The sequence below is a fragment of the uncultured Oscillibacter sp. genome, assembly GCF_900544955.1.
Taxonomy (GTDB): domain Bacteria; phylum Bacillota; class Clostridia; order Oscillospirales; family Oscillospiraceae; genus Oscillibacter.
The window spans coordinates 1-14,425 of sequence record NZ_UQXD01000054.1; the positions used below are offsets into that span (position 1 = coordinate 1).

Below are 14,425 nucleotides of genomic sequence, written 5' to 3' on the forward strand. Positions count from 1 at the left end.
TACCGCCCCAGGCCCGGCCGCTCCCCCGCCATCCGCTCCGGGGCCGGGGCCTCCGGCGCCTGGTTGCTTTGCCGGGCCAGGCCCTGGTTTCGGATGGACGGAGCGTCCGCCGGCGTCCTGCCCGGGCCGCAGAGGGCGGCCCGAACCCTCACCCGGCGATCTCCTCCGCCAGGGCCCGCAGCTCTGCGGCGGCGGCGCGCACGTCCGCCTGGGCAAACAGGGCGGAGACCACCGCCACGCCGTCCAGGCCGCAGCCCTTCAGCTCCCGGATGTTCTCCCGGGTGATGCCGCCGATGGCCACCACCGGGATGGCCACCGCGGCAGTGATGGCCCGGAGGGTCTCCCGGGAGATGGGGCGGGCATCTGCCTTGGTGCCGGAGGCGAAGGCCGCCCCCACCCCCAGGTAGTCCGCCCCCGCCGCCTGGGCCCGGAGGGCCTCCTCCACGGTGTGGGCGGAGACGCCCAGAAGTTTCTCCGGCCCCAGCAGGGCCCGGGCCTGTCCAGCCTCCAGGTCCTCCTGGCCCACGTGGACGCCGTCGGCCCCGGCGGCGGCCGCAATGTCCGCCCGGTCATTGATGATGCTCAGGCAGCCCGCCTCCCGGCACAGGGCCGCAAACCGCACCGCCTCCGCCAGAAACTCCCCGTCCGGCAAATGCTTTTCCCGGAGCTGGACCAAGGTGGCGCCTCCGTCCACCGCCGCTTGAATCTGGCGGAACAGGGCCGCCTCGTCCGCCGCCCAGGTCCGGTCCGTCACGGCGTAGAGCCGCATCTGCTGAGATGTGATGTGCATGGTGTACCCCCTATAAAAAATGACCGCAGACGGCACCAAAGTCGGTTCGTCTGCGGCAAAGCATCCTATCTCCCTACGTTGGCATGATCCAAATCAGGTTCCGGGTCGAGGTCTTGCGGCCTCCTCTCAGCCCGCGCCAGCGGACTCCCCTTTTTTGTTTTGCCTATCATACGCCCCTTCGGCGAATTTTGCAAGCGCTCTTTTGCGTTTTTTCGCCGGAGGGGGCCCCTTGGGCGGCGGGCGCGCCGTGGAAGCGGCAAAAAAGTTTAGAAAGGCCTTGACAGAATGAAATGTATCTGATATTGTTACAGTACGAACTGTAACCAGCCGAATTACAATCGCGCCGCCTGGCGGACGCGAGGCGAACACGGGGAGGAAGGCCCATGAACAGCGCATTCTGCGTGGCGGTCCACGCGCTGGTGTATCTCAACCACAAGGGCTGCATGCTGTCCAGCGAGGAGCTGGCGGAGAACATCTGCACCAATCCCGCCCGGGTGCGGAAGATCATGGCCGCCCTGAAAAAGGCGGGCATGGTGGACACCAAGGAGGGCAGCGTCGGCGGCTACCGCTTTTCCGGGGACCCGGCCCGGCTGACGCTGGACCAGGTGGCCGATGCCCTGGACATCCGGTTTGTGGAGGCGGCCTGGCGCAGCGGGGACACCGACATGGCCTGCCTGGTGGCCTCCGGCATGGCGGATTTGATGGACGGCGTTTTCGCGGATCTGGACCGGCGGTGCCGGCAGCGGCTGTCGGAGATCAGCATTGCGGACCTGGACGAACAAATTTTTCACCATCAGGCGGCGTTGAAAGGAAGGATATCAAATGAAACAGTATGACAACATCGTGATCGGCTTCGGCAAGGGGGGCAAGACTCTGGCGGGGGCCCTGGCGGCGGCGGGACAGAGTGTGGCCCTGGTGGAGCGCTCGGCCCGGATGTTCGGCGGCACCTGCATCAACGTGGCCTGCATCCCCACCAAGTCCCTGGAGCACAGCGCCCGCCTCTCCGCGGTCCAGGGCGGGGACTTCGCGGCCCGGGCGGAGCGCTACCGGGCGGCGGTGGAGGAGAAGCGCCGCCTCACCGCCATGCTGCGCCAGAAGAACTACGACAAGGCGGTGTCCGCCGGCGTGGACGTCCTGGTGGGCGAGGCCTCCTTCCTGGACAGCCACCGCATCGCCCTGCGGGGGGAGGGCGGCGAGGAGGAGCTCCGGGGGGAGCGCATCTTCCTCAACACCGGGGCCAGGCCCTTCCTGCCCCCTATTCCGGGGCTGGCGGACAGCGCCTGCGTCTACACTAGCGAGTCGCTGATGGAGCGGGACCGGCTGCCTGCCCGGCTGGCGGTCATCGGCGGCGGCTACATCGGGCTGGAGTTCGCCTCCTACTACGCCAACTTCGGCGCGGAGGTGACCATGATCCAGGACGGCGCCGTTTTCCTGCCCCGGGAGGACCGGGAGATGGCCGCCGCCGTGCTGGAGAGCCTGCGCGCCCGGGGCGTCCGGGTGCTCTCCGGCACGAAGACCCAGCGGATTCAGGACGCCGGAGGCTGCGCAGAGCTCCTCCTCCAGACCCCCGACGGGGAGGAGACGCTGGCGGCGGACGCGGTTTTGGCCGCCACAGGCCGGCGGCCCAACGTGGCCGGGCTGCATTTGGAGGCGGCGGGCGTGGCCCTCACCGCCCGGGGCGCCGTCCAGGTGGATGAACACCTGCGGACCTCGGTCCCCCACATCTGGGCCATGGGCGACGTGGCCGGGGGGCTGCAATTCACCTACATCTCCCTGGACGACAGCCGGATCGTCAAATCCCAGCTCTTGGGCGACGGCTCCCGCACCACGGAGAACCGGGGCGCGGTGCCGTACAGCGTCTTCCTGGACCCGCCGCTGTCCCGGGTGGGGCTGACGGAGCAGGAGGCCCGGGACCAGGGCTATGCGGTGCGGGTGGCCCGCCTGAGCGCCGGGGCCGTCCCCAAGGCCCAGGTGCTGCGCCGCCCCGCCGGACTGCTGAAGGCCGTGGTGGACGGCGATACCGGCCGCATCCTGGGGGCCCACCTGTTCTGCGCCGAGTCCCATGAGATGATCAACCTGGTGAAGCTGGCCATGGACGGGGGGCTGCCCTACACCGCGCTGCGGGACGCCGTCTACACCCACCCCACCATGAGCGAGGCCTTCAACGACCTGTTCGCCAACCTAAAGTAAGAGACGCTCTCGGAAAGGAACTGTTTATGGGATTTTCCCTTGCGGCCGGCGTTCCGGCCCTCACCGTGTTTGTTCAGGGGCTGCTCAGCTTCTTCTCCCCCTGCGTGCTGCCCCTGGTGCCGCTGTACGTCAGCTACCTGGCGGGCGGCGCCGGGGAGGCGGGAGAGGACGGCACCATCCGCTACCCCAGGGGCAGAGTGCTGCTGCACACCCTGTTTTTCGTGATCGGGGTCAGCTTCACCTTCTTCCTCCTGGGCTTCGGCTTCACCGCCCTGGGCCGGTTTTTCAGCGATAACCGGCTGTGGTTCGCCCGGATCAGCGGCGGGATCATGATTCTGTTCGGCCTGTACCAATTGGGGGTGTTCGGCCCCTCCGGGGCGCTGTCCCGGGAGCACCGCCTGCCCTTCCGCCTGGACAAATGGGCCATGAACCCGGTGACCGCCCTGGTGCTGGGCTTCACCTTCAGTTTTGCCTGGACCCCCTGCGTGGGACCCACCCTGGGCAGCGTGCTGCTCATGGCCTCCTCCGCGGGCAGCTCCGGCGCGGGCTTTCTGCTCATCGGCGTCTACACCCTGGGCTTTGTGGTGCCCTTCCTGGCGGTGGGGCTGTTCACCGGCGGGGTGCTGGGCTTCTTCCGGCGGCACCAGAGCGTGGTGCGCTACACGGTGAAGATCGGAGCGGTGCTGCTGATTCTCATGGGTGTGATGACCCTCACCGGCTTCATGAACGGCATCACCAGCTACCTCTCCGCCGCCCCCGGCGGCGGGACGGTCTCCTCCGCCCAGAGGGAGACGGACCCCGCCCCGTCCCAGGGCGGGACGGAGGACCCCTCCGGCGGAGACGCCGCCGACGGGGATGATGAGCAGATTCCGGAGATTCCCGCCCCGGACTTCACCCTCACCGACCAGAACGGGGAGACCCACACCCTGTCCGACTACCAGGGAAAGACGGTGTTTCTCAACTTCTGGGCCACCTGGTGCGGCCCCTGCCAGCGGGAGATGCCGGAGATCCAGGCCCTCTACGAGCGGTACGGCGGAAACGAGGAGGATCTGGTGGTGCTAGGGGTGGCAAACCCCAAGTCGGAGGACTACCCCTTCAACCAGGACAAAACCCAGCCGGAGGTGGAGCAGTTCCTCACGGACAACGGCTACACCTTCCCCGTGGTGATGGACACCACCGGCGAGGTGTTCGGGACCTACGGCGTCTCCGCCTTCCCCACCACCTTCATGATTGACGCCGATGGAAACGTCTTCGGCTATGTGGTCAGCGCCCTGAGCGGCGACATGATGGAGAGCATCGTGCAGCAGACCATGACCGGCCAGCGGGAGGGCTGAGAGCGCCTGACCGCAAAAAGCGCCCCGGGGCCACCGGCCCCGGGGCGCGTTGTCTGCGGTCCGCGCCTTGCCCCAACGGATGGCCGGGGCCCCCGCTCAGTCCCTGGGATCGAAGGCGTCCCGCACCGCAACCGCCAGTCCGGCGGCCACAGCGGCCAGGGAGACGGCAAAGGGGGCCGCCAGCTCTATTCCCAGAAGACAGCCGTACCAGCCGCTGATCCCGTTATAGATCCACGGCTGAAGCGGGGAGAGAACGGTGGAGACCAGAATCGCAATCGCGCCCAGGGCGCCTGTCGCCATGACGGCGATTTCCAAAATCAGCTTTTTCATGGTGCACCTCCTGCATGTTCCATGTGCCTCCGTGACAGCACATGGGAGAGCGGTCCACAACCCGGCGGCGTCTTCCGGCCGCCTCTTGACAAGGCCGCCGGAACATGCCATAATACACCCGAAAAGACAGGGGAGCCCCTCGGGGCTGAGAGGAAGCCAGGCTTCGACCCTTTTACCTGATGTGGATCATGCCACCGTAGGAAGTCATCAAGCGCACGGACGGCGGGCATCCCATCGGGTGCCCGCTGTTTTTTGACTTCTTTGGACGGGAGGGATTGGGAAAACGAGGGCGCCCCGGGCAGCCGGGAGCGGGCCGAGGGGGAGCGCCCTGGGTCCGGGCCGCAGACGCAGCGATGGGAAGCCGTGTTCCGGCGTGAGAGGAGGCCAGTGAGCCTCGACCGAGAGCTTCTGCACAGGCGGGTCTCCGCCTGTACCTTGCCGTGCAAGGGGAAGACGCCGCTGCTTTGCCGTTTTCTCCCTGCGTATTCGACCGATGTCAAAGGAGTTGTTTTTGATGCGAAATCATTCTGTGAAGAGACTGGCCCTGGCGGGCCTTCTGTGCGCCGTGGCGGTGGTGGGCAGCATGTTCGTCACCTTCCCGGTGCTGGGCAGCAAGTGCGCCCCGGTGCAGCACATGGTGAACATTTTGTGCGCCGTGTTCCTGGGGCCCTGGTACGGCGTGGCCGTGGCCTTTGTGGCCAGCCTCCTGCGCAATCTCCTGGGGGTGGGGAGCCTGCTGGCCTTCCCGGGCAGCATGTGCGGCGCCCTGCTGTGCGGCCTGGTGTACTGGAAGGCCAAAAACCTGCCCGCCACCCTGGCGGCGGAGGTGGTGGGCACCGGCGTGGTGGGCGGCTTTGCGGCCTACCCCATCGCCGTGGCCCTGATGGGCCAGACTCCCGCCACGCTGTATGCCTACGTGGTGCCCTTTTTGATCTCCACGGTGGCCGGATCCATCCTGGCGGGGGCGCTGGTGTTTGCCATGCAGCGCAGCGGCGCCTTCAAGTCCCTGCACGCCACCATGGAACACTGAGGCTGAGAGAGGTTACGCCATGATCGACTGCACCCGTCTGGACGCCCTGCGGCGGCAGCGCCCGCTGGTCCACTGCGTCAGCAACATCGTCTCCGCCAACGACTGCGCCAACCTGGCCCTGGCGGTGGGGGCCAGCCCCATGATGGCCCAGTGGACGGAGGAGGCCGCCGCCGTCACCGCCGCCGCGGACGCCACGGTGCTCAACACCGGCACGCCGGACGAGGAGAAGTACCGGCTGTGCCTCCTCTGCGGCCAGGAGGCCGCCGCCCTGGGCCGGCCGGTGGTGCTGGACCCGGTGGGGGTGGGGTCCAGCCGCCGGCGGCTGCAGAGCGTCCAGGCCCTGCTGCACATGTTCACCCCCTCCGTTCTGCGGGTGAACCTGGGGGAGGCCCGGGCGCTGCTGTCCGGGGAGCGCCGGGAGCGGGGGGTGGACAGCCCCGAGCCCGCCCCGGAGGCGGAGCGGCGCTCCGCGGCTGTGGAATTGGCCCGGCGCCGCCGGACCACCGTGCTGCTGTCCGGGCCGGAGGACCTCATCACCGACGGCGCCGCCGTCTGGAGGACCGGCGGCGGCAGTTCGCTGATGGCCGCCGTCACCGGCACCGGGTGCATGCTTTCCGTCCTCTGCGGGGCCTTTGCCGCCGTGACGCCCTCCCCCCTGGAGGCGGCGGTTCTGGCCTCCGCCTTCTGGAAGGCCTGCGCCCGCCGGGCGGAGGCCGCCCCCGGGGTCCGGGGGCCGGGGAGCTTTCGGACGGCGCTGCTGGACGAGGCGTACGGCATGACCGCCGGGGCCTTCGCCGCGGAGGCGGACATGCGGATGCTCTGACGGCGTTCCAAAGCACCGGGCAGGTGACCCTGCCCGGTGCTTGTTTGCCTGGGAGAGAGTGGCCGCCGGGAGGCATATCCCCCGCCGCCGCCGCATAAGGTTGTCCCAGAGGTGAAACATATGAAAAAGCCACGCGTTCCCACCGGGCTGCTGCGGCGCCTGGAGGCCGTTGTGCTGGCCGCGGGGACTCTCTGGGCGGTGGGCGTCACCGCCGGCAGCGACACCGCCGCATCCGCGCTGGCGGCCCTGCGGGACTCCTCCCCCCTCCGGGCCCTGCAATGGGAGCTGGGGGACCTGTGGACCCGGGACACCCTGTCCCCCGCTGCGGCCCTGGCCATCGGGGAGGCCCCCCTGCTGCTGGCGGCCCGCCCGGCGGTGGCGGAGCTGTGGTCCAAGAAGGAGGCGGAGCCCCCCGCCGCCCCGGCGGAGGAGGAAGAGACCGTCACCGTGCCGGTGGAGGAGACGCCCCTGGACGCCCCCGGCGCCCCGGACAACGGCGTGCCCGCCCGGACTCTGGTGCCCACGGACCCCACTGGCTACACCGTCTGCAGCCGCAGCTACATCAGCAACTCCACGGACCACCAGCTTCTGGTGCAGGAGCTGCAGCAGCCCTTTTCCGCCGTGCTGACGGGGGAGGGCCCCCAGGTGCTGATTCTCCACACCCACGGCAGCGAGTCCTACACCCCGGCAGACGCCGAGGGCATCGTCTGGTCCGGCGACCACCGCACCACCGACGCCCGGTACAACGTGGTGCGGGTGGGGGACGAGATTGCGTCGGTGCTGGGGGACGCGGGCATCCCCGTCCTCCACGACCGGACGCTGTACGACTACCCCTCCTACACCGGGGCCTACGACCGCTCTCTGGCGGCTATTCAGAGCTATTTGGCCCAGTACCCCTCCATCCACTTCATTCTGGACGTCCACCGGGACGCCATTGAGGACGGCCAGGGCAACCAGTACAAGGTGGTCTCCGCGGTGGAGGGCGTGGGCACCGCCGCCCAGATGACGCTGGTGGTGGGCAGCGACGGCAGCGGCCTCACCCACCCGGACTGGATGGAGAACCTGCGGCTGGCGGTGGCTCTTCAGGAGAACATCCTGACGGACTACCCCACGCTGATGCGGCCCATCCTGCTGCGCAACTCCCGGTACAACCAGCACGCCACCACCGGCTCGCTGCTGGTGGAGGTGGGGGCCGCCGGCAACTCCCCGGAGGAGGCCCTGCTGGCGGGCCGCCTCTTCGCGGAGCGGATGGCGGAGATACTACAGGCCAGAAGCAAGTAAAACAGGGACGGAGCCCCGAGGGCTCCGTCCCTGTTTCTATTCCGCCAGCGCCCGCAGCAGGGCGATCTCCCGGGCGTAGCCCGGCAGCTCGTTGGGCGTCTCCAGGCAGAAGGGCAGGTGCCGCAGCGCCGGGTGGCGCACCACCCGGGCCAGGGCCTCCGTGCCGATGCAGCCCTCCCCGATGCACGCGTGGCGGTCCTTGCGGCTGCCGGGGGGATTCTTGCTGTCGTTGAGGTGGACCGCCTTCAGGCGGTCCAGGCCGATCACCCGGTCGAATTCCGTCAGCACCCCGTCCAGGTCGTGGACCAGGTCGTACCCGGCGTCGGAGACGTGGCAGGTGTCCAGGCATACCCCCAGCTTCTCCCCCAGCGCCACCCGGTCCAAAATCTCCCGCAGCTCCTCAAACCGGCCGCCCACCTCGCTGCCCTTCCCCGCCATGGTCTCCAGCAGGACGGTGGTGGTCTGTTCCGGGCGGAGGATCTCGTTCAGCGCGGCGGCGATGTGGGCCGCCCCGGCCTCCGCCCCCTGGCCCACGTGGCTGCCGGGGTGGAAGTTGTAGTACTGGCCCGGCAGAAATTCCATGCGCCGGAGGTCGTCCGCCATGGTCTCCCGGGCGAAGGCGCGGTTGTGCGCCTCTGCGCCGCAGAGGTTCAGCGTGTAGGGGGCGTGGGCGATGACGGGGGCGAAGCGGTGCTCCGCCAGCAGCCCCGCCAGGGCCTGGACGTCGGCGGCGTCCAGGGCCTTGGCCCGGCTCCCCCGGGGGTTGCGGGTGAAAAACTGAAAGGTGTCCGCCCCCAGCTCCAGGGCCTGCCGCCCCATGGCGGCAAAGCCCTTGGAGGAGGACAGATGGCATCCGATGTGCAGCATGGCGGCCTCCTGCGGTTTTAAAAATTAATTATTTTAGTATACCACAGTCGGCCGCCGCTGTCCCGGGCAAATGCAACAGGCGCCGGATCAGCCGGCGGCGTCGTGCTGGGAGGCGGCCTCCTCCCCGGCAAGAAACAGCTCCTCCGCCTGCTGCTGCACGGCAATAAACTGCTGGCGCAGCTGGTTCAGAGCCGCCTCCGCGTCGGTGATGGCGTTGAAGAGAAGGAGGTATTCCTTGGAAATGGTGTTCATATCGCTCTTCCTTTCTGAAATGGGCACAAGATGTTGAATGGAATATCTGTATCATACACAAAATCAGGGACGTTTCCTGTCCGAATTTGTCGATGGACCTGGAAAATACAAAAAAATTGCAAAAGCGAGGGGGTCTGGGTTGGAAAACCCCGATTCCGGGATTTTTTTGCGGCTTTTCCCCGGCGGGCCTTGCCTGGCGGGCGGCTTTCGTGGTATGATACCAAAGCAAAGCGGATTTTGACAGGAGAAGAGGGTGCCCATGGACCGCCGCCGGGAGACAACTGCATATCTGCTGGACCAGTGCCGCCGGTATCCGGCGCTGCGGCCCCAGGACCTGCTGAAGGCGCTGCACCAGAGCGTTCTGGGCTGCGGCCACCTCGTCTCCGGGGAGGCGGCGGGAGTGGCGCGCATCCAGGCGGAGCTGGCCGGCTGCGCCGCTCTGGAGGCGGAGGCGGCGGAGCCGCTGGATGGGCCCTACTGCCGGCTGCACCTGGCCTTTTTGAAGGAGAGCGGCCTCTCGCCCCGGACGCTGTTCCGCCTGTTCGCCCTGTCGGCGGAGGCGCCGGCGGGGACCGGGGAGGCGCTTGCGGAGAAGCTGGAGGTGCTGGAGGAGCTGGCCCGGGCGGGGCGGCTGCCCTGGCCGTGGGAGGAGCTGGCCCCGGCGGTGGAGACCTTCCGCCGGGAGGGCTTCCCGGCCTGCCGCCACTCGGAGGCGTTCCGCCGGGCCTATGCCCCGGCCTACCGGGTGATCCGGCGGGAGTACGTGTGGATTCTGCCGCTGCTGGCGGCCCTGGACCGGCAGCTTGCTGAAAAGCCCCGGGTAACGGCGGCGCTGGAGGGCGGCAGCGCCAGCGGAAAGACCACTCTGGCGGCCCTGCTGGCCCGGCTTTACGACTGCAACGTGTTCCACATGGACGACTTTTTCCTCCGGCCGGAGCAGCGGACGCCGGAGCGGTACGCGGAGCCCGGCGGCAACGTGGACCGGGAGCGGTTTTCGGCGGAGGTCCTCCAGCCCCTCCGTCGGGGCCTGCCGGTGATTTACCGCCCCTACGACTGCCAGAGGCAGTGTTTGGCCCCTCCGGTGGCGGCGGCGCCCAAGGCGCTGTCCATTGTGGAGGGGGCGTACAGCCTGCACCCCGCCCTGGCGGAGGCCTACGACCTGGCCGCGTTTTTGCGGATCGACCCGGCATTGCAGCGTGCCCGCATCCGGCGGCGCAACACGCCGGAGGCCCAGGCCCAGTTCTTCGCCCGGTGGATTCCGCTGGAGCAGGCCTATTTTCAGGCCCTGGACCCCATGGGCCGCTGTGATTTGATTTTGGAGGTGGAGCCATGAGGGCTGTGGTCATTGACGGGCAGAGCGGCCGGATGGGCCAGCTCTTCATTGAGCGGGCCAAGGCCGCCGGCCTCCCCTGCGAGATCGACGCCGTGGGCACCAACGCCATCGCCACCGCCGCCATGCTGAAGGCGGGGGCGGACGCCGGCGCCACCGGGGAGAACCCGGTGCTGGTGGCCTGCCGCACGGCGGACGTCATCGTGGGCCCCATTGGCATCCTGGCCGCCGACTCCCTCATGGGGGAGATCACCCCCACCATGGCCCTGGCCATCGGGCAGAGCGGCGCGAAGAAGCTGCTGCTGCCGGTGAACCACTGCAACAACCTGGTGGCGGGCACCCAGGCCCTCTCCCTGTCCCGTCTGATGGACGAGGCGGTGGAGCTGCTCCGCTCCCTCTGCGTGTAACTCCGCCCGGCCAAGCCGGGCGCTGTCCCCCCGTCCTCCGCATCCGAAATCGCGCCGCCGAAGGCGCGGCTCCCGTTCAAGACGGCAAACCAACATGAAAGGGAGAACGTATCATGTCTTCATCCCCTGCCGCCGCGGCGGCCTGGACCTCCAGAAAGCGCCTGGCGTTCCGGCTGGTGTCCGCCGGGGCCTGCCTGGCCCTGTGCCTGGTCCTGCCCTTCCTGACGGGCCAGATTCCCCAGATCGGCAGCGCCCTCAGCCCCATGCACATCCCCGTGCTGCTGGCGGGCTTTTTGTGCGGGCCCTGGTGGGCCCTGGCGGTGGGCGCCGTAGCGCCGCCGCTGCGCTTCGTCCTGTTCGGCATGCCCCCCATCTTCCCCACGGGCCTTGCCATGTGCTTTGAGCTGGCCACCTACGGCGCGGTGTCGGGCCTGCTGTACCGGCACCTGCCCAAGCGGACCGTCAACCTCTACGTATCCCTGGTGGGCGCCATGCTGGCGGGCCGGGTGGTCTGGGGCGTGGTCCAGGCGGTGCTCTCCGGCGTCACCGGCGCGGCCTTCACCTGGGCGGCCTTTCTGGCCGGGGCCTTCGTCAACGCCGTGCCCGGCATCCTCGTCCATATTCTGCTGATTCCCGTGCTGGTAATGGCGCTGCAGCGGACCGGTTTCCTGGAGAAGTGACCGCCCTGGGGCAAAAATCCGCTGAAAAGGCCCGTGTTCTGCGGAACACGGGCCTTTTTCCGCCAATATGCACCGATGCTTGACGGAAGCAAAAGATGGGAGGTATGCTAAAGAAAAGGAACCGCGGGCCCAGGCAAGCCCCCATGCCGGCCGCCGGAGAAGGAGGAAGGAATATGCCCATAGAGATGCAGGAGAGACGGACCCGGTACCGGTTGAACGACGCGCTGAAAGAGCTGCTGCGGAAAAAGCCCCTGGACCAGATCCGGGTCCGGGAGCTGACGGACCTCTGCGGGATCCGCCGCCAGTCCTTTTACTACCACTTTACAGATGTCTACGACCTCTTCGACTGGTCCGTCCGCCAGGAGCGGGAGCTGCTGGCGCGGCGGCAGGACGGCTGCCTGACGCTGCAGCAGGCGCTGTGGGACCTGCTGCGCCACACGGAGGAGGACCAGGCCTACTACCTGGCCCTCTGGAAAAGCCGGGGCCACGCGGGCATCCGCCAAGTGCTGGGCGGCGCGGTGGAGGGGCTGATGGAGAAGGCCCTGGCCTATTACGGGGAGCGCCAGGGACAGGCCCAGCCCTCCCCGGAGCGGGAGGTGCACGTGCAGTGCGGGACGATGGTGCTGCTGGCGCTGCTGGAGGCGTGGATCTGCGGCGATTTGGAGCAGCCGCCGGAGACCCTGTGCGCCATGCTGGAGGCCTGGGCGAGGCAGGCGGTGCTGGGCGCCGCCTGGCAGCGGCCGGACCGGTGGCAGAGGGCATAGGGCGAAAATGATATACGGCGGGAAGGGCGGGAGATTCTCCCGCCCTTCTTTTTTTGACACTTTGTCGATTTTTGTCTAAAAACCGACATATTTTGCCTAGGTGACCGTTTTTTGCCAACTGGGACCGTGATATCATGTGCGGAAACAGGAGTGATGTTGTGAAAAAGGTTACGTACGAGGTGATTCTGCAAAGCCAGCTGGGGCCCCGGACCGGGGAGCTGATGCTGCAGGAGGATACCCAGGCGGTCTCCGGCTATCTCCGGCTGCTGGGTCACCGGAACGGCTTTTCCGGACGGGTGCTGGAGCAGGGCAAATACCTGATCTGCGGCGCGCTGCGCTCCCCGGTAAACAAGGAGCCCTACGACGCCATCTTCACCGTGAAGGACGGGCGTCTCACCGGCGGGCTCATCACCTCCCACGGCTGCTGGGATCTGACGGGGGTGCAGATGGTACCCGTGGCGTCGCGCCTGAAAAACGAATGCTGAACCAACATGCAAACCTGGCGGATTTTTCCAAAAATCCGCCAGGTTTGTCTTGCAATCGTAACCTTGTGGGGGCAGAGGAAAGGGGTGCGCCGTGCGGGAATATGTGGTGAACCGGCCGGAGGAGGGCGCCATGCGCCGGATGCTGGAGCGGGAACAATCAGGGCCGGAGGGGGTCATCCTCCGCCTGGCGTGGCTGGCGGGGCTGTCCCGGGACGAGATCGCCGGACTGCGGTGGGAGCAGGTCTCCTTTTTGGACGAGCGGCTGGAGCTGCCGGACCGGATGGTGCCCCTGTCGCCGGAGCTGCGACCCTGGCTGTGGCGGCTGTGGGAGCGCCGGGAGACCGACGCGCCCTATGTCCTGGTGTCGGAGCGGTTCGGGGACCGGATGCAGCCGGAGTCCATCTCCCGGCTGGCCCGGAAGGCCCTGGACCGGGGCGGTCAGCGGGACGTGCGGCTGATGGACTTGCGCCACGACTGGATCATCCGCCAGCTGGCGGACAAGGACTGGTCCACCGTGGCCCGGATCAGCGGCGTGGAGGTGACCGCCCTCCAGGCCCGCTTCGCCCGGTTTGTGGCGGACAGGCCCGCGGCGCCGCCGCCCCGGCCCGAGGGCGGGCAGGTGGACGAATTCAAGCTGTGGAAGGTCCTCCAGGCGGAGCGGGACTCCCCGGCGGGCCTGGCGCTGTGGCTGGCGTGGCAGATGGGCCTTCAGGCCCGGGAGATCGCCGCCCTCACCTGGGACCAGGTGGACTTCGGGCGGGACAGCATCCGCCTGCCCGGGCGGGAGGTGCCCCTGACCAACGCGGTGCGGCGGCTGCTCCAGGATGTGAAGGCCCGCCGCAATCCCGGCGGGGACCCTCACGTGCTGCTGACGGAGCACTCCCAAAAGCCGGTGGACCTGCCCCGGCTGTCCCGCCTGACCCGCTCGGCCCTCATCCGGGGCGGCATGGAGCACGTGCGGCTGATGGACCTCAGGCGGGACGAGGGCCGGGAGGCCGGGGACACCGCGCTGCTGGACCGGGTGGTGGAGGCGGGGGCCGTCTCCCGGGGGGACGCCATGGCCCTGCTGGGCCTGTCCCGGACCGCCGCCTACGCCCGGCTCCGCCGCCTGACGGAGCAGGGGAAGCTGGTGCGGGTGGGGGGCAAGTACTACCTGGCGGGCACCGTGGTGCCGCCGGAGGAGCAGCCCGCCGCCATTCTGGCCTATCTGGAGCGGGCGGGCTTCGCCTACCGCCAGGACATTGCGGCCCTGCTCCACGTTCAGCCCAAGCAGTGTACCTTGATTCTAAAGAGAATGGTGGCGGCGGGGACACTGGTCCAGCACGGGCAGAAATACCTGCTGCCGCCGCCCCCCGCCCGAAAGGCGGAATAGGGGGCAAAAAGCCGTTGGTTATCTTTTCCGGACAAAGCGGCAAGTGGGATTGTGCGCCGGTTTTCAGTTCCGTTAAAAGGCGGCCGAAACCATTGCAATGCCTACGTTTTTATCGTACATTGACCTTGCAAAAAGCGCCGGGCCCTTCCCTGTCGGCCCGAGGAAACGGGGTTGGCTAGCCCCCGATACCGGACATCCGGGACGGTGGAGAAGGTCGGCGCGTTTTGCAATATCTTACAAGGAGGAAACCCACCCATGAAGAAGTTCCTTTCTCTGGTTCTGGCTCTGGTGATGACCATGTCTCTGGTCACGATCAGCGCCGGCGCCAAGGACTTCACGGACGACAGCAAGATTCAGTATGAAGAAGCTGTTGACGTGGTGTCCGATCTGAAGATCGTCGATGGCTACAAAGACGGTTCCTTCAATCCCACCGGCACCCTGACCCGCGGCGCGGCTGCCAAGATCATCTGCAACCTGCTGCTGGGCCCCA

18 protein-coding genes and 2 riboswitches are annotated in these 14,425 nt (G+C 68.0%); of the genes, 14 read left to right on the forward strand and 4 right to left on the reverse strand.

All coding sequences use genetic code 11. From position 1 onward, the window contains the following. Positions 1–148: 148 nt before the first annotated feature. On the reverse strand, positions 149–790 hold the full coding sequence (gene thiE / locus QZS21_RS10580; RefSeq protein ID WP_295583169.1) for a thiamine phosphate synthase: 642 nt from the start codon (positions 788–790) through the stop codon (positions 149–151). 53 nt (positions 791–843) lie between these two features. Continuing rightward, positions 844–951: riboswitch (TPP riboswitch) on the reverse strand. Between the two features lie 222 nt (positions 952–1,173). Between thiE and QZS21_RS10585 the strand changes: the two genes are divergently transcribed. The 3 genes from QZS21_RS10585 to QZS21_RS10595 are packed head-to-tail and all read left to right on the forward strand — an operon-like array spanning position 1,174 to position 4,314. Then, positions 1,174–1,626: an Rrf2 family transcriptional regulator gene (locus tag QZS21_RS10585; RefSeq protein WP_295583171.1), complete on the forward strand. Its 453-nt coding sequence runs from the start codon at positions 1,174–1,176 to the stop codon at positions 1,624–1,626. Then, complete coding sequence (locus QZS21_RS10590) at positions 1,613–2,980, forward strand: FAD-dependent oxidoreductase (RefSeq protein ID WP_295583173.1); 1,368 nt, start codon at positions 1,613–1,615, stop codon at positions 2,978–2,980. The genes QZS21_RS10585 and QZS21_RS10590 overlap by 14 nt, the downstream gene beginning before the upstream one ends. A gap of 26 nt (positions 2,981–3,006) precedes the next feature. After that, positions 3,007–4,314 carry a cytochrome c biogenesis protein CcdA gene (locus QZS21_RS10595; RefSeq protein ID WP_295583175.1) on the forward strand — a complete coding sequence of 436 codons (1,308 nt, stop codon included), beginning with the start codon at positions 3,007–3,009 and terminating at the stop codon, positions 4,312–4,314. A gap of 96 nt (positions 4,315–4,410) precedes the next feature. Here QZS21_RS10595 and QZS21_RS10600 read toward each other — a convergent pair whose 3' ends face one another. Then, complete coding sequence (locus QZS21_RS10600; RefSeq protein ID WP_295583177.1) at positions 4,411–4,644, reverse strand: hypothetical protein; 234 nt, start codon at positions 4,642–4,644, stop codon at positions 4,411–4,413. 118 nt (positions 4,645–4,762) lie between these two features. After that, a riboswitch (TPP riboswitch) is annotated at positions 4,763–4,864 on the forward strand. A gap of 273 nt (positions 4,865–5,137) precedes the next feature. On the opposite strand from QZS21_RS10600, the gene thiW reads away from it, so the two are divergent. From thiW to QZS21_RS10615, 3 genes are all read left to right on the forward strand, one after another. Next, positions 5,138–5,674, forward strand: a complete 537-nt coding sequence (gene thiW / locus QZS21_RS10605) for an energy coupling factor transporter S component ThiW (protein WP_366557615.1) — start codon at positions 5,138–5,140, stop codon at positions 5,672–5,674. 19 nt (positions 5,675–5,693) lie between these two features. After that, on the forward strand, positions 5,694–6,497 hold the full coding sequence (thiM, locus tag QZS21_RS10610; RefSeq protein ID WP_295583181.1) for a hydroxyethylthiazole kinase: 804 nt from the start codon (positions 5,694–5,696) through the stop codon (positions 6,495–6,497). Positions 6,498–6,617: 120 nt separating this feature from the next. Next, positions 6,618–7,778: a stage II sporulation protein P gene (locus QZS21_RS10615; protein WP_295583183.1), complete on the forward strand. Its 1,161-nt coding sequence runs from the start codon at positions 6,618–6,620 to the stop codon at positions 7,776–7,778. 36 nt (positions 7,779–7,814) lie between these two features. On the opposite strand, the gene QZS21_RS10620 is transcribed toward QZS21_RS10615, so the two are convergent. Next, on the reverse strand, positions 7,815–8,645 hold the full coding sequence (locus QZS21_RS10620; RefSeq protein WP_295583185.1) for a deoxyribonuclease IV: 831 nt from the start codon (positions 8,643–8,645) through the stop codon (positions 7,815–7,817). Positions 8,646–8,732: 87 nt separating this feature from the next. After that, positions 8,733–8,897, reverse strand: coding sequence for a hypothetical protein (locus tag QZS21_RS10625; protein WP_295583187.1), 165 nt, complete (start codon positions 8,895–8,897; stop codon positions 8,733–8,735). Positions 8,898–8,934: 37 nt separating this feature from the next. On the opposite strand from QZS21_RS10625, the gene QZS21_RS10630 reads away from it, so the two are divergent. The 8 genes from QZS21_RS10630 to QZS21_RS10665 form a co-directional block, all read left to right on the forward strand. Continuing rightward, the gene (locus tag QZS21_RS10630) at positions 8,935–9,138 is read left to right on the forward strand and encodes a hypothetical protein (protein ID WP_295583189.1); all 204 of its coding nucleotides are present in this window, start codon (positions 8,935–8,937) and stop codon (positions 9,136–9,138) included. 12 nt (positions 9,139–9,150) lie between these two features. Next, on the forward strand, positions 9,151–10,230 hold the full coding sequence (locus QZS21_RS10635) for a hypothetical protein (protein WP_295583191.1): 1,080 nt from the start codon (positions 9,151–9,153) through the stop codon (positions 10,228–10,230). Beyond that, a complete protein-coding gene (locus QZS21_RS10640; RefSeq protein ID WP_295583193.1) occupies positions 10,227–10,634 on the forward strand; it encodes a DUF3842 family protein in 408 nt (135 codons plus the stop codon). Before QZS21_RS10635 ends, QZS21_RS10640 begins: the two co-directional genes overlap by 4 nt. A 113-nt stretch (positions 10,635–10,747) precedes the next feature. Then, positions 10,748–11,314, forward strand: coding sequence for an ECF transporter S component (locus QZS21_RS10645; RefSeq protein WP_295583195.1), 567 nt, complete (start codon positions 10,748–10,750; stop codon positions 11,312–11,314). Positions 11,315–11,487: 173 nt separating this feature from the next. Further along, entirely contained in the window at positions 11,488–12,078 is a 591-nt protein-coding gene (locus tag QZS21_RS10650) for a hypothetical protein (protein ID WP_295583197.1), read from the forward strand. 158 nt (positions 12,079–12,236) lie between these two features. Next, positions 12,237–12,563 (forward strand): hypothetical protein, encoded by a 327-nt coding sequence (locus QZS21_RS10655; protein ID WP_295583199.1) that lies wholly within the window; start codon positions 12,237–12,239, stop codon positions 12,561–12,563. Positions 12,564–12,654: 91 nt separating this feature from the next. Continuing rightward, entirely contained in the window at positions 12,655–13,935 is a 1,281-nt protein-coding gene (locus QZS21_RS10660) for a type IV toxin-antitoxin system AbiEi family antitoxin domain-containing protein (RefSeq protein WP_295583202.1), read from the forward strand. Between the two features lie 255 nt (positions 13,936–14,190). Next, a partial coding sequence (locus tag QZS21_RS10665; protein ID WP_295583204.1) for an S-layer homology domain-containing protein occupies positions 14,191–14,425 on the forward strand: 235 nt, incomplete at its 3' end.